13 protein-coding genes and 1 pseudogene are annotated in these 12,816 nt (G+C 71.1%); 11 read left to right on the top strand and 3 right to left on the bottom strand.

The features are described 5' to 3' along the window. Window positions 1-8 precede the first annotated feature (8 nt). The 4 genes from K7854_RS27905 to K7854_RS27890 all read left to right on the top strand — a co-directional run bounded on the left by K7854_RS27905 (window position 9) and on the right by K7854_RS27890 (window position 3,391). Window positions 9-893 carry an amidohydrolase family protein gene (locus K7854_RS27905; protein ID WP_226029309.1) on the top strand — a complete coding sequence of 295 codons (885 nt, stop codon included), beginning with the start codon at window positions 9-11 and terminating at the stop codon, window positions 891-893. Continuing rightward, on the top strand, window positions 893-1,693 hold the full coding sequence (locus tag K7854_RS27900; protein ID WP_226029308.1) for an SDR family oxidoreductase: 801 nt from the start codon (window positions 893-895) through the stop codon (window positions 1,691-1,693). The genes K7854_RS27905 and K7854_RS27900 overlap by 1 nt, the downstream gene beginning before the upstream one ends. A 22-nt stretch (window positions 1,694-1,715) precedes the next feature. Beyond that, complete coding sequence (locus tag K7854_RS27895) at window positions 1,716-2,747, top strand: LLM class F420-dependent oxidoreductase (protein WP_226029307.1); 1,032 nt, start codon at window positions 1,716-1,718, stop codon at window positions 2,745-2,747. Window positions 2,748-2,818: 71 nt separating this feature from the next. Next, on the top strand, window positions 2,819-3,391 hold the full coding sequence (locus K7854_RS27890; RefSeq protein WP_226029306.1) for a helix-hairpin-helix domain-containing protein: 573 nt from the start codon (window positions 2,819-2,821) through the stop codon (window positions 3,389-3,391). Between the two features lie 40 nt (window positions 3,392-3,431). On the opposite strand, the gene K7854_RS27885 is transcribed toward K7854_RS27890, so the two are convergent. After that, a complete protein-coding gene (locus K7854_RS27885) occupies window positions 3,432-4,190 on the bottom strand; it encodes an IclR family transcriptional regulator (RefSeq protein WP_226029305.1) in 759 nt (252 codons plus the stop codon). 244 nt (window positions 4,191-4,434) lie between these two features. Here K7854_RS27885 and K7854_RS27880 point away from each other — a divergent pair, with 244 nt between their 5' ends. From K7854_RS27880 to K7854_RS27855, 6 genes are all read left to right on the top strand, one after another. Beyond that, window positions 4,435-5,013, top strand: a complete 579-nt coding sequence (locus K7854_RS27880) for a VOC family protein (protein WP_226029304.1) — start codon at window positions 4,435-4,437, stop codon at window positions 5,011-5,013. Further along, the gene (locus K7854_RS27875; protein ID WP_226029303.1) at window positions 5,010-5,963 is read left to right on the top strand and encodes a fumarylacetoacetate hydrolase family protein; all 954 of its coding nucleotides are present in this window, start codon (window positions 5,010-5,012) and stop codon (window positions 5,961-5,963) included. Before K7854_RS27880 ends, K7854_RS27875 begins: the two co-directional genes overlap by 4 nt. Beyond that, complete coding sequence (locus K7854_RS27870) at window positions 5,963-7,045, top strand: alpha/beta hydrolase family protein (RefSeq protein WP_226029302.1); 1,083 nt, start codon at window positions 5,963-5,965, stop codon at window positions 7,043-7,045. The genes K7854_RS27875 and K7854_RS27870 overlap by 1 nt, the downstream gene beginning before the upstream one ends. Before the next feature lie 57 nt (window positions 7,046-7,102). After that, window positions 7,103-8,035 (top strand): NADP-dependent oxidoreductase, encoded by a 933-nt coding sequence (locus tag K7854_RS27865; RefSeq protein ID WP_226029301.1) that lies wholly within the window; start codon window positions 7,103-7,105, stop codon window positions 8,033-8,035. A 50-nt stretch (window positions 8,036-8,085) separates the two neighbouring features. Further along, window positions 8,086-9,648 carry a bifunctional 3-(3-hydroxy-phenyl)propionate/3-hydroxycinnamic acid hydroxylase MhpA gene (gene mhpA / locus K7854_RS27860; protein WP_226029300.1) on the top strand — a complete coding sequence of 521 codons (1,563 nt, stop codon included), beginning with the start codon at window positions 8,086-8,088 and terminating at the stop codon, window positions 9,646-9,648. 64 nt (window positions 9,649-9,712) lie between these two features. Next, a complete protein-coding gene (locus tag K7854_RS27855) occupies window positions 9,713-10,567 on the top strand; it encodes an alpha/beta fold hydrolase (RefSeq protein WP_226029299.1) in 855 nt (284 codons plus the stop codon). On the opposite strand, the gene K7854_RS27850 is transcribed toward K7854_RS27855, so the two are convergent. Continuing rightward, window positions 10,471-11,367, bottom strand: a complete 897-nt coding sequence (locus K7854_RS27850; RefSeq protein ID WP_226029298.1) for a helix-turn-helix transcriptional regulator — start codon at window positions 11,365-11,367, stop codon at window positions 10,471-10,473. The genes K7854_RS27855 and K7854_RS27850 overlap by 97 nt on opposite strands. A 147-nt stretch (window positions 11,368-11,514) precedes the next feature. Here K7854_RS27850 and K7854_RS27845 point away from each other — a divergent pair, with 147 nt between their 5' ends. Beyond that, complete coding sequence (locus K7854_RS27845) at window positions 11,515-12,468, top strand: aldo/keto reductase (protein WP_226029297.1); 954 nt, start codon at window positions 11,515-11,517, stop codon at window positions 12,466-12,468. 77 nt (window positions 12,469-12,545) lie between these two features. Here K7854_RS27845 and K7854_RS37870 read toward each other — a convergent pair. Continuing rightward, a pseudogene (locus tag K7854_RS37870) lies at window positions 12,546-12,737 on the bottom strand (FAD-dependent monooxygenase); the annotation flags it as partial. Between the last annotated feature and the right edge of the window lie 79 nt (window positions 12,738-12,816).

The raw sequence follows: 12,816 nt of genomic DNA, 5'->3' as shown, positions 1-12,816 counted from the left end.
CGCCCCGCATGAACGCACCACCGGCCCGACTGATCGACTTCCACTCCCACTGGGGCACGGAGCGAGGATGGAGGGGAAGTCCGTACCAGACCGCCGAGGACCGCGAGGCCCTGCGGGGCTACTTCAAGTGGGACATGAACTTCGTCGACGACGAGGAGCAGGCCGACCAGTTCCGCCGTGCGAACGTCAAGGTGATGCTCGACTTCGCGTTCACCCACACCATGGACGCCGGTGCCCTGCGCGACCAGCACGACTACGCCTTCGACTACGCGCGCAGGCACCCCGATGTCGTCCTGGGCAACTGGCTCGGCATCGACCCCACGCAACCGGCTCATGTCAGGGAACTCGAACGCTGCCTGAGCGAGGGCCCGGGACTCGTCGGTCTGACGGTCCACTCGTTCACCCCGGCCGGGACACCGGACCAGCCGGCTTGGGAGACCTGTCTGAACATGTGCGCCGAGGCCAGCCGCCCCGTCCTGGTCCACGTCGGCATGTCGGCCACCGGCGCCGGGACCCGCGGAGGCATGGGCATCACCCTGGAGGGCTGCCACCCCCGGTACGTCGACCGCGTCGCGGCCAGGCACCCCGACCTGAACGTGATCGCGGCCCGGGTGGCCTGGCCCTGGCAGTCGGAGATGATCGCGGTCGCGCTGCACAAGGCGAACGTGTGGATGGAGTTGCACGGTTGGTCGCCGCGCCACTTCCCCGACGAACTCAAGCGCGAGATCACCAGGCGGCTGCGCAAGAAGGTCTTCTTCGGAGCGGACTACCCGATGCTCACCCACGAGCGGCTGGTCGAGGAGTGGCGCGGTCAGGGCTTTCCCTCCGACGTCCTCGACGACGTGTTCTCCGGCAACGCCGAGGCCTTCCTCACCTCGATCGGAGTGCGGTGATGGACGTCGGACTGAACGGCAAGGTCGCCATCGTCGGCGGCGGCAGCGACGGCTTGGGCTACGCGGTCGCCGATCGTCTTCTGCGGGAGGGCGCCCGGGTCACGATCTTCGCGCGACGCGCGGAGAAGGTCACGGCCGCCGCGCAACGGCTGGCCCAGGCGTACGGGGCTGAGAAGGTCCTCGGGCTGGCCGCGGACTGCTCGGCCGACGCCGACATCGAGCGCGTCACCGCCTCGACCCTCGACCGGTTCGGGCCGGCCGTTCACGTTCTGGTCACCAACGACGGGGGGCCGCCGATCCGGCGCATCGCCGAACTCACCGACGAGGTGTGGCTCAAGGCATTCGAGCGCCACTTCTTCTACGTCGTCAGATCCGTGCGCGCCACCCTGCCGCACATGACCGCCGAAGGCGGCAGCATCCTCAACGTGGTCTCCGGCGTCGTCGAGCGCCCGGCCGTCGGCATGGCCGCGCCGGTCGGCGTGTGGTCGGCGGTGATCGGTTACGCCAGGACCCTCGCCCTGGAGGTCGCCGGGCAGGACATCAGCGTCAACACGCTGCTGTCCGGATTCTTCGACACCGCCCTGCTGGACGGAATGCTGGCACGGCAGCCGGAGCTGTCCAGAGCCGGCCTCGGGAACGCGGTGCCCATGGGCCGCATCGGGCAGCCCCGTGAGTTCGCCGACCTGGTCGCCGCGCTGGTGTCACCCAACCTGCGGTTCGTCACCGGCGCGGTGATCCCGGTCGACGGCGGCGCCGGCATCGGCATGGGCGCGCGCTTCGACTCCCCGACCTCGAAGTGAGGCACTTCTCGTGAAACGGACCATGAAGATCTCAACCATGCTCACCTACGGCACCGACCCGCGCGAGGCCGCCGACCACGTCGTCCGACTGGAAGCGGCCGGGCTCGACACCGTCTGGGTCGCCGAGGGGTACGGCTTCGACTCACCGACCCTGATGGGGTACCTGGCGGCCCGTACCTCGACCGTGGAGATCGGTGCCGCCATCCTCAACGTCTACTCCCGCACCCCGACCATGCTCGCGTCGACGGCGGCCGGCCTCGACAGCGTGTCCGGCGGTCGCGCCGTCATCGGACTCGGCGCCTCCAACCCGAAGATCATCGAGGGGTGGCACGGCATGCCCTTCGTCCGGGCAGCCACCCGCACCAAGGAGACCGTCGAGATCGTCCGCGCCGCCCTGCGGCGGGAGGCGGTCGACCACAACGGCCGCTCCTTCCAGATCCCTCTTCCGGCCGGTCGGGGCACCGGACTCGGCGAGCCGCTGAAGATCATGACCAAGCCGCTGCGCCCCTCGGTTCCGCTCTACGTCGCCGCGCTGGGACCGAAGTCGGTCGAAGGCGCGGCGGAGTACGCCGACGGGTGGCTGCCTTTCCTGTACTCCCCCGAGGGCGCCGCCGAGGTGTGGGGCGACGCGCTCGCCGCGGGAACCGCGAAGCGCCCCGGGAACCTCGCGCCCCTGGAGGTCGTCGCCGGCGGCATCGTCGCCGTGGGCGAGGACGTGAAGGCGGCCCTCGACGTCGCGCGGCCGATCCTCGCGCTCTACATCGGAGGCATGGGTGCCCGCGGCCACAACTTCTTCAACGACCTCGTCCGAGGCTACGGCTACGAAGCCGAGGCCGAGGAGATCCAGGACCTCTACCTCGACGGCAGGACGAAGGAGGCCGAGGCCAAGGTCCCCTCCCAACTCCTCGAACAGGTCAACCTCGTCGGCCCCGCCTCCTACGTCCGGGAGCGGATCGAAGCCTTCCGCGAGTCGGGGGTCACCAACCTCCAGGTGACCCCGATCGGCGCCGACCCGGCCGGGCTCGTGCGCCGGCTCAAGGAGTGGGTGGCCTGACCGCCCTGCCGCCCGCCGTTTCCCGGACCGTGTCCGCGAGCGCCCGCACGACAGCCGCCTAACATCGTGGAATGACGACACGGGCTCAGTTGCGCAGGACCGCGTTGACCTTCCAGGAGGTCGAAGAGGCCACCGCGGGCGGGAGGACGACCTATTCCGTACGGGGCAAGGAGTTCGCCTCGGTCACCAAGGACGGCACGGTGCGGTTGCGGCTGCCCGACGCGGAGGCCGAGCGGGCCCTGGCCGCCTGCCCGACCGCCGAACCGCTGGTCCGTGCGGGCAGACGGGTGGGGTTCCAAGCGCCCTTGGCGGACATCGACGGCCAGCACCTGTGGTCCCTGGTGATGACCGCGTGGAAACACCGCGCGCCGCGGCGTCTGGCGGCGTCCTTGACCGCCGTCGTGGAGTCACCCGTCCCACCGGGAAGCGACCTGCCGACCGGGATCGGCAGGGCCGCGACTCGTGCGCTGGTCAATGCGGGACTGACCACACTCGACCAGGTCGCGACTCGTACCGCGGCGGACCTGCTCGCACTGCACGGAGTCGGGCCCAAGGCGGTACGCGTCCTCGCCGCCACCCTGGCGGAGAAGGGGTTGGACATCGCCCCCGCCGAACCCCGGGACGCCCGGTGGGACCACGGCTGACGATCAGTGACGCGCCGGGGCGGCTGGCTCGGTCCGGGCCCTAACCGAGCCGCGCGCCCAGTTCGGCGGCGGCGGCGACGACGGCGTCACCGAGGAGGGCGAGCTTGGCGTCGGTCCGCCTCGCCGGGCCGGACACGGACAGCGCGCCGCAGGCCACGCCCTGCCGGTTCCGCACCGGGGCGGCCACCGCGCAGAGGTCCCATTCGCTTTCCTCCACGTTGGTGGCGTAGCCGGCTTCCCGCACCTTCTCCAGCTCGGCCTCGAGCGCACGGCGGGTGCCGACCGCCCGCTCGGTTCCGCCGCGCAGTCGCGCGCCCGGATAGCGGCGCCGCAGCTCCTCGCGGGACAGCTCGGCGAGCAGGGCCTTGCCCGCGGCAGAGGCGTGCGCCGGGCCCCGCTGCCCGGTACGCAGCCCGGCACGGATCACCTGTTGGCTCTCCACGCCTTCGATGAAGACGGTCTCCGTGCCTTCCAGGACGAGCAGATGCGCTGTCTCGGAGGTGTCCTCGACGAGCCGTTCCAGCAGGAGCCGGGCTTCGTCGCGGAGGGAGACCGCCCCCATCACGGCGATGCCGAGCCTGGCCAGGGCGGGCCCGGGTCCGTAGCCCTTGGTCCGGGCGTCCTGGCGGAGCAGGTCGCGGGCCTGCAGGGTGGTCAGCATCCGGTGAGCGGTCGATCGGGCCACCCCCAGCTCGGCGGACACGTCGGTGACTCGCAGCGACGGATTGTCCACCAGCATCAGCAGGATCCGCGCCGCGTTGTCGATCGATTCCACCGGGTAGGCGGCCGACACTGCCACGACCCCTCCTTCTCGCCGTCGTCACCACGGTTGTTCTGGTGAGTGAACCACATTTCGCCACCCAGAATAGTCCGCCCCGGCGAGCGTCACCACCCTCGCCATGGGTTCACCGCCCCGGCCAAGGTGTTCTGCTGAGCAGATAGCACGCCCTCCTACAGAACACATTGCCATTGACGGGGCGCTTGGGCCGAGCTACTTTGCAGAACATGATCTGCTCTGCGGAACACACTCGGAGGCGAGCGGCATGACGACTCCCCCGCCGGCCGTCGCGGAACTCGGCCACGTGGGCCTGCGCTGTCACGACGTGAGTCGTCAGCTGGCGTTCTACAGCGACGTACTCGGACTGACGGTCACCGACCACGACGAACGGCTCGGCATCTGGTTCCTGTCCGCCCGGCCGGACACCGAACACCACGAACTGCTCCTGGCCGAGGGCCGGGACGCGCCACCCGGAAGCAGGCTCATCCAGCAGGTGTCGTTCCGGTGTGCCCGCTTCGAGGACGTCCTCGGCTTCCACCGGCGCTTCCGGGAGCACAACGTCCGGCTCGACATGATCGTCTCGCACGGCAACGCCGTCGGCGTCTACTTCTTCGATCCGGAGGGCAACCGGTGCGAGGTCTACTGGCGGACCGGGCTGGTGGCCCGGCAGCCCTTCGTCGAGCACATCGACATCGAGACCGATCCCGAGGAACTGCTGGACGCCATCCGGGCCTCGGTCGAGCGCCACGGCGCCACGGGCTTCACCGAGGCGAGCTACCGCGCCTGGACGCGCGAACAAGCGGTGGCCGCCGATGCCGACACGGCAGAGGAGGCCGGGCGGTGAAGTTCGTTCGCTACGCGGACGGTCCGTCCGCACGCGTCGGTGTGGTGGACGGTGACCTGGTCCGGGTCGTCGACGGTCCGCAGGACCTGCTGCCTCTCATCGAGGCCGGCCGGGCCGAGCTGCTCGCTGCCGGACGGACCGCGCTGCGGCGCGGTGCGGCCGTGCCCCTGCCGGACATCGTTCCCCTGTCGCCGATCGCGACGCCTCCGACCGTCCGCGACTTCTACGCCTTCGAACAGCATGTGCGGGCAGGGCGCGCCTGGCGGGGCCTGGAGATGGAACCGGACTGGTACGAGCTGCCGGTCTTCTACTTCTCCAACCCCTACGCCGTGATGGGCTGCGGACCGGTGCCGATGACTCCGGGTGCGGAGCGATTCGACTTCGAGCTGGAGGTAGCCGCGGTGGTGGGGCACGGCGGCCGCGACCTGACCGTCCGGGACGCGGAACGCGCCGTCGCCGGCTATTGCGTGCTCAACGACTGGAGCGGCCGGGACGTACAGCAGCGCGAGATGAAGCTGTCGTTGGGACCGGTGAAGGGCAAGGACACCGCGACGAGCCTCGGCCCGTACTTCGTGACCCCGGACGAGATCGCCGACTTCCGCGAGGGCAACGGACACCGGCTCGACATGACCTGCACGGTCAACGGTGTCCCCTACTCCCGCGCCCTGTGGTCGGACATCCACTGGTCGTTCGGCGAGATGATCGCCTACGCCTCCCGGGGCGCCGAAGTCCGGCCGGGCGATGTGATCGGTTCCGGCACCTGCGGCACCGGCTGCATCCTGGAGCTGTCCCGCACGCACGATCCGGCGACCTACCCGTGGTTGCGGCCGGGCGACGAGGTCGTCGCGGCGATCGAAGGTCTCGGCGAGCTGCGCAACACCGTCACCGAGGCGGCGCCGGTCATTCCGCTGCGAACCCGGCGTCGGTCCACCGACGGAGTCACGCGCTGATGGACGCTCCCGTGTCGGCCAAGGACCCGGCCAAGCTCCGGGCCGCGTTGCTGCGTGCCATGCCGATGTCCCGAATGCTCGATTACGGCATGGACCACGGAGACGCCGTCCAGCTGGCCGGCGCGGCCGTCTCGCAACCGTGGCACGACGTCGCGACCCGCCTGGCCGAAGCGCAGTCGACCCGCGCGGAGGCGGCCGCCGACCGCGGTGACGCCGAAACCGCGGTCGCCTGTCACCGCCGGGCAACGGCCTGCCTGATCTTCGCTCAGATGGCCTTCAACACCGACCACCCGACGAAACGCGCGCTCTACGCCCGGCTCACCCGGGCCTACCAGGCGGCGGCCGAGCTGGACACCCAGTTGCTCGTGGAGCGGCTCTCGATCCCGTTCCGGCAGAGCCGGTGCACCGCCTGGTTCGTGAGCCGGTCCGGCGCTCCCCCCGGTCCCACCGTGGTCGTCGTCGGCGGGCAGAGCGGCTGGGGTCCGGCCTTCCACCGGCAGGCCGAAGCCCTGGCCCGGCGGGGACTGTCCGCCGTCCTGTTCGAGGCACCGGGCCAGGGTGAGACGCGCATGACCGGCGGACTGCACCTCGACGCAGACGTCGACCGGGCCTTCAGCGCCGCCCTCGACGCCGTGCGTGCCCGTACCGGCCACGACGGCCGGTACGGGGTCTGGGGGAACAGCTTCGGTGGGCTACTCGCCGCCCGTGCCGCCGTGCACGACAGCCGTTTCGGCGCATGCTGCGTCAACGGGGCCGACGCGCGGCCGGAACCGCTGCCGTTCCGGACCGCACGCGAACAGTCGCGGGCGCTGCTGGGCGTCGGCACCGACGACGAAGCCGCGGCCGTCTTCCGCACCCTGTGGCTCGACCCGGCGGTCGACCGCACGCGTGCCGCGATGCTCGTGCTGCACGGCGGCAACGACCCCCTGGTCAGCCTCGACCAGCAGAAGGTGTTCCTCGGCCTGTCGGCGCGTTCCGCCCTGCGGGTCTGGGACGACGGCGAGCACACCCTGTACAACCACGCGGCCGAGCGGACGGAGTTCGTCTGTGACTGGTTCCGTGCCCGGCTCCGCCCTGAATGATCCAGAAGATCCCACGTCCTTTCCCTCCCCACAGCTCTCGGAATCATCGAGGAGACCATGAAAGCGATTGCACTCCAGCACTACGGCGACGCGGACGCCCTGGAACTCACCGAGCTGCCGACGCCGGCGGTCGGACCCGGGGAATTCCTGGTCCGGGTCAAGGCGGCCGGGGTGAACCCGGCCGACGAAAAGATCGCCGCGGGCAACCTCGACGGCATCATGGTGACCCATTTTCCGCTGATCCCGGGGTTCGAGGTGGCCGGCGTCATCGAGGCTCGTGGATTCGGCGCCACCGAGTTCGAGATCGGCGACGAGGTGATCGGCTTCGTCCTCAAGGACTGGGCGCAGAACGGCACCTACGCCGAGCTGGTCTCGGCCCCGGTCCGCGCGCTGGCACGCAAACCGAAGTCCTGGGACTGGCTGCATGCCGCGTGTCTGCCGCTGAACGGGCTGACGGCCTACCAGGCCGTCGAACGCATCGGCGTCGGCGCGGGCGACACCGTCCTGATCCACGGTGCCGCCGGTGGGGTCGGCACGCTCGGCGTGCAGATCGCGGCCGACCGGGGTGCCCGCGTCATCGGCACCGCAAGCCAGCGCAACCACGACTACCTGCGGGGACTCGGCGCCACACCGATCACCTACGGACCCGGGCTGGCCGACCGGGTGCGCGAGCTGGCGCCCGAGGGCGTCGACGCGGCGCTCGACTTCTTCGGCGGCGAGGCGGTGGCCGTCTCGCGGAAGGTCCTGAAGGATCCCGCACGGGTCGCCTCCGTGGCCGACGTCACCGCGCCCGAACAGGGCGGCCAATTGGTGTGGGCACGCGCGAATGCCGACGAGCTGACGGAGGTGGCCGGGCTCGCCGAGTCCGGGAGGCTGTCCGTCCCGGTGCACCGGGCCTTCCCGCTGGAGCAGGCCGCCGACGCCTGGCGGCTGCTCCACGCGCAGGGCCGCGGTCGCGGCCGGATCGTACTGGACATCGACGCCACCTGAGGTGATCTCCGGCATGCACACGCATCGGCGCAAGCGAAGGGTTGGGACACATGAAGCTTCCCGATGAATCCCGCAGGTCCACGTCCACGACCACGACCACGCCGCACGCCGTGGATGCGGATGTCGTCATCGTCGGGTACGGCCCGGTCGGTCAGACCCTGGCCGCGCTGCTGGGGGCATCAGGACACCGCGTCGTGGTGTGCGAACGGCGGGTCGGGCGCTACGAGACGCCGCGGGCGGGACACTTCGACCACGAGATCATGCGCGTCTTCCAGTCCTTGGGCATTGCCGACGACGTGCGCCGCATCGCCGAACCGGCGCGTGTGTATGAATTCCTCGATCCCGACGGGAGCGTGATCTCCCGTCTGCCCAGGGGAGGGACGGCCCCCTCCGGCTGGGACGCGTCGTACCACTTCTACCAGCCCGAACTCGAGGACGCCCTGGACGCGGCAGTCCGCAAGGCGGCCACCGTGGACGTCCGGTTCGGTGCGGAGCTGGTCGACCTGCGCCAGGAGGCCGACCACGTGGTGGTCACGTTGGCGGACGGCGGCGTCGTCACCGCTCGCTATGTGGTCGGGGCGGACGGCGCCAACAGCAGGGTACGCACGCTCTGCGGCATTCCGGCGAAGGATCTCGGTTTCCGGGGCGACTGGCTGGTCGTCGACGTCCGTCCCCGGCCCGGCGCCCGGGCCCTGGACATCCCGGACACGGGGCAGGTCCTCGACCCCGCGAGGCCGAACCACATGGGCCGGGTGGCGCAGCGGTACTTCCGCTGGGAGTTCATGCTCGTCGAGGGCGACGATCCCGCCGAGATGGTGAAACCGGAACGCGTCCGGGAGTTGCTCGGGCCCTGGATCGGCCCGCACGAGGGGGAGGTGATCCGGCAGACCGTCTACCGGTTCCGCTCCGTCGTGGCCGACACGTTCCGCCACCGGTCCGTGCTGCTTGCCGGGGACTCCGCCCATGTCATGCCGCCCTTCCTCGGACAGGGCATGAGTTCCGGTGTCCGGGACGCCGCGACCCTCGGCTGGATGCTCGATCTCGTGCTGGCCGGCGCCGCGGACCCGGAGCTGCTGGACCTGTACACGCTCTCGAGGAGGCCGCAGGTCGTCGAGTACATCGAGGAGTCGATGCGGGTAGGGGCCGTCGTCTGCGAGACGGACCCCGTCCGGGCCGCGCGACGTCGCGAGGAGATGCGGTCGGCGACCGAGCTTCCGCCCCCGTTCGAGCCGCCTGTCGGCGCGGGCTTCCGGGACGGGCAACCGCTGGCCGGTCGCCTGGCCGTACAACCCCTTCTGCGTACCAGCGGTGGGCGGGCCGAGCGGTCCGACGACGTACTCGGCCGCGGATTCACGCTGTTCACCGTGGTCGAACCGGACGCGGCGACGACCGCGGCCGTCTCGCACCTCGAGCGCCTGATCGGGCTGCGGTCCGTGGTGGTCGGCGCCCAGGGGGTGCGGGAAGAGGGCACGGCGCTGAGCGACTGGCTCAGGAAGTCCGGCGTCGTGGCCGTGCTGGTGCGCCCGGACTTCTACGTCTTCGGCACCGCTGCCGAACCCTCCGAGGTGGTGGGTCTGCTCGCCTCACTGCGTACGAGCCTGTCGCTGGTGTAGCGGCATGACCCGCTCGGCGGCGGCCGACGACACAACGGATCACGTGACACACGGGAGGGATCTCATGCCCAGGACGACCAACGGTATCCACTACGAGGTGCGGGGCAGCGGGCCGGACTCGATCGTTCTGCTGCCCGGACTCGGGTGCTCGCTCACCTGCTGGTCCGGGACGGCACCGCTGCTCGACGGCTACCGCCTCGTTCTGATGGACCTGCCTGGCCACGCGGGCTCGCTCCGTGCGCCTGCCGACGGTTCGAGCCTCGGACGGATCGCCGGCACCGTGACCGACGCCTGCGACGAGCTGGGTCTGGAACGCTTCGCCCTCGTCGGTCTCTCCTTCGGTGGTGCGCTCGGCGTGCGGATCGCTCTCGACCGGCCCGGCCAGGTGTTCGCCGTCATGGCGTTCATGCCCTGGAACGCGGGCGGAACCGAGGCGGGCGATCCAGTCATCGAGCGGTTCGCCGCGTCGTTCCGTGACGTCGAGGCCATCACGGAGGCGGTCGGGGCCATGTCGCTCGACCCGAGCAGGACCACCGACGTCGTGCGCACGATGACGACTGCTGTCACCGAGCAGTTCTGGCACAGCTGGCTCGGAAGCGGCGGGGGTGCCTATACGAGCATGTCCGGGGAGCTGTCCGGGATGGCCGTGCCGGCGTGCTACGTCGTCGGCGGCAGGGACACCATCGCGCCGCAGGACAAGTTGATCGCCGACGTCCGTGCGATGCCCGGGGGCCGGCTGGTCTTCCTGTCCGACGCGGGGCATCTCGCCCCGTACGAGTCTCCCCAACTCGTCGCCCGGGAGATCCGCGAGTTCGTCGGCCGCTACGCGAACGCGCCGTCGGTCCGGGAGTCCGTGGCCGCCGAGACGGCGAGGAGTCGGAGCCGGTCCTCGGACGCGGTGCCGGGTTCGGCCGTGTAGACGACCAGGTCGTGCACGGCTCGGCCCGGCAGGGGGAGGTCGAGGGACTGGAAGGTCAGTTCCAGGTGGCCGGCCTCGGGGTGCCGGAGCCGTTTGACGCCGTCGTGGCGCATCAGGACGTCGTGCGCGGCCCACTGACCGCGGAACTCCGGGCTCAGGGTGGACAGCTCGCCGACGAGTTCGCGCAGTGCCCGGTCCCGGGGCTCGCGTCCGACCTCGGCGCGCAGCAGGGCGGCGGTGGCGACGCCGGCGGCCTCCCAGTCGACGAAGAAGTCGGGTGCGCCGGGGTCGAGGAAGATGTAGCGGGCGAGATTCGGACGGCCGCGCCGGTCGGTGGTGGCGCTGTCGAACATCGGCGCGAGCAGGGCCCGGGCCAGGGGATTGCCGGCGACGATGTCCGTCCGGCCGTTGCGTACGAACGCCGAGGACATCGTCATGGAGTCGAGCAGCCACTGGATCCTGGGCGGGACCTCGACGTCCCGGCGACGCGACGGCGTGCGTCTCGCGGGCCGCGCCGCCCGGGCCAGGTCGAACAGGTGGGTGCGTTCGTCCTCGTCCAGTCGCAGGGCGCGGGCGACCGCGTCGAGGACGTCGTCGGACACACCGCCGATGTGGCCCTTCTCCAGCCGCGTGTACCACTCCGTGCTGACACCGGCGAGGACGGCGACCTCCTCGCGCCGCAGCCCGGCGACTCGGCGCCGGGCGCTGGTCGGCAGTCCGGCCTGCGCCGGGGTGATCCTGGCGCGTCGGCCGACGAGGAAGTCCCGGATCTCGGCGCGGTTTCCGGGCTGCTGGTCCATGTCGTCGATCGTAGCCGCCGGCCGCGGCGCGAGGGGGGTCGAGCCTGTACCCCCCATGAACGCGACCTTCTCCGGTGGCGCCGAGCGCGGTCTCGTAGGTGTCGATCGTTCCGACATCGTCCCGAGCACGGACAACGGAGGCAGGACATGACGAGCAAGGCACTCACCGTGCCGGCGGTGGCATTGGGCACATGGGCCTGGGGAGACAGCGGCGAGGCGGGAGACGGCTACTTCGGCAGCCGGCTGAGCGAGCCCGGCCTGCGGGAGGTCGTCGAGAAGGCGCAGCCGAACGGGTTCACCTTGTGGGACACCGCCGTGGCGTACGGCATGGGCCGGTCGGAGACCGTCCTCGCCCAGGCGCTGTCCGGCCGTGACCGCAGCGAGTACCAGCTGTCGACGAAGTTCACCCCGCAGCTCGCGGGCGACGGCCCCGATCCGGTCGCGGACATGCTGCGGCAGAGCCTCGACCGCATGGGTACGGACTATGTGGATCTCTACTGGATCCACAACCCCGCTGACGTGGCGCGGTGGACACCGTCCCTGATCCCGCTGCTCGAGAGCGGCAGGATCAAGCATGTCGGCGTCTCCAACCACAACCTGGAGGAGATCGCTCTTGCCGACCGGATCCTCGGCGAGGCCGGTTTCCGTGTGGAGGCGGTCCAGAACCACTACAGCCTCCTGTACCGGGGCTCCGAGCGCGCCGGCATCCTCGACCACTGCCGCAAGAACGACGTGCGGTTCTTCGCCTACATGGTCCTCGAGCAGGGAGCGCTGACCGGCCGCTACGGACCGGCGCATCCGTTGCCGGAGGGAAGCAGCCGGGCGGCCGTGTACAACGGCATCCTGCCCCGGCTGCGGGCGCTGACGGACCGGATGGCAGCGATCGGCGCGGACCGGGGCGCGTCCGCCGCCGATGTGGCCACCGCCTGGGCCATCGCCAAGGGGGCCACCCCGATCGTCGGGGTCACGAAGGCGGGCTACCTCGACGGGCTGGTCCGCGCTCGCGGCATGGAACTCACCGAGGAGGAGATCGCGGAACTGGAGGCGCTGGGGGACGCCGCGGACGTCGACACGCGCGGCTGGTGGGAGCGCGAAATGTAACTCCTTCAGGAGGGCGGACCCGCCCAGGCGGTCAGTGCCTGGGCCCGTTCGTCGCAGCGCGCGCCGGTGTCGGTGGTGCGGCCGGCCACCACGACCGCCGGCTTCCACCCCAGGTTCACGGCGTCCTGGAGCCCGGTGTTGAGCCCCTGGCCCGCCGCGGGGAAGTGGATGTGGGCGGCGTCGCCCGCCAGCAGCGCGCGTCCCGAGCGGTACGTCTCCGCGAGCCGGGTGGCATTGCCGAAGCGCGACAGCCAGCGGGGCTCGGCGACCCGGGTACCTCGTGTCCCCGGCTGATCTCCACTTCCAGTTCGCGCGCCCGCGCCTCCAGGATCGCCCCGGTGCGCGCCT

Origin of the sequence: Streptomyces hyderabadensis, assembly GCF_020404845.1 — a bacterium.
Classification (GTDB): Bacteria; Actinomycetota; Actinomycetes; order Streptomycetales; family Streptomycetaceae; genus Streptomyces; species Streptomyces hyderabadensis.
The sequence above is the reverse complement of the archived record's forward strand: the minus strand, read 5'-3'. Positions and strand labels throughout refer to the sequence as shown.

Coding starts and splice junctions, on each gene's coding strand:
- K7854_RS27900 (WP_226029308.1), top strand. CDS start 893: ATGGACGTCGGACTGAACGGCAAGGTCGCCATCGTCGGCGGCGGCAGC.
- K7854_RS27890 (WP_226029306.1), top strand. CDS start 2,819: ATGACGACACGGGCTCAGTTGCGCAGGACCGCGTTGACCTTCCAGGAG.
- K7854_RS27845 (WP_226029297.1), top strand. CDS start 11,515: ATGACGAGCAAGGCACTCACCGTGCCGGCGGTGGCATTGGGCACATGG.
- K7854_RS27880 (WP_226029304.1), top strand. CDS start 4,435: ATGACGACTCCCCCGCCGGCCGTCGCGGAACTCGGCCACGTGGGCCTG.
- mhpA (WP_226029300.1), top strand. CDS start 8,086: ATGAAGCTTCCCGATGAATCCCGCAGGTCCACGTCCACGACCACGACC.
- K7854_RS27855 (WP_226029299.1), top strand. CDS start 9,713: ATGCCCAGGACGACCAACGGTATCCACTACGAGGTGCGGGGCAGCGGG.
- K7854_RS27850 (WP_226029298.1), bottom strand. CDS start 11,367: ATGGACCAGCAGCCCGGAAACCGCGCCGAGATCCGGGACTTCCTCGTC.
- K7854_RS27895 (WP_226029307.1), top strand. CDS start 1,716: ATGAAGATCTCAACCATGCTCACCTACGGCACCGACCCGCGCGAGGCC.
- K7854_RS27870 (WP_226029302.1), top strand. CDS start 5,963: ATGGACGCTCCCGTGTCGGCCAAGGACCCGGCCAAGCTCCGGGCCGCG.
- K7854_RS27905 (WP_226029309.1), top strand. CDS start 9: ATGAACGCACCACCGGCCCGACTGATCGACTTCCACTCCCACTGGGGC.
- K7854_RS27865 (WP_226029301.1), top strand. CDS start 7,103: ATGAAAGCGATTGCACTCCAGCACTACGGCGACGCGGACGCCCTGGAA.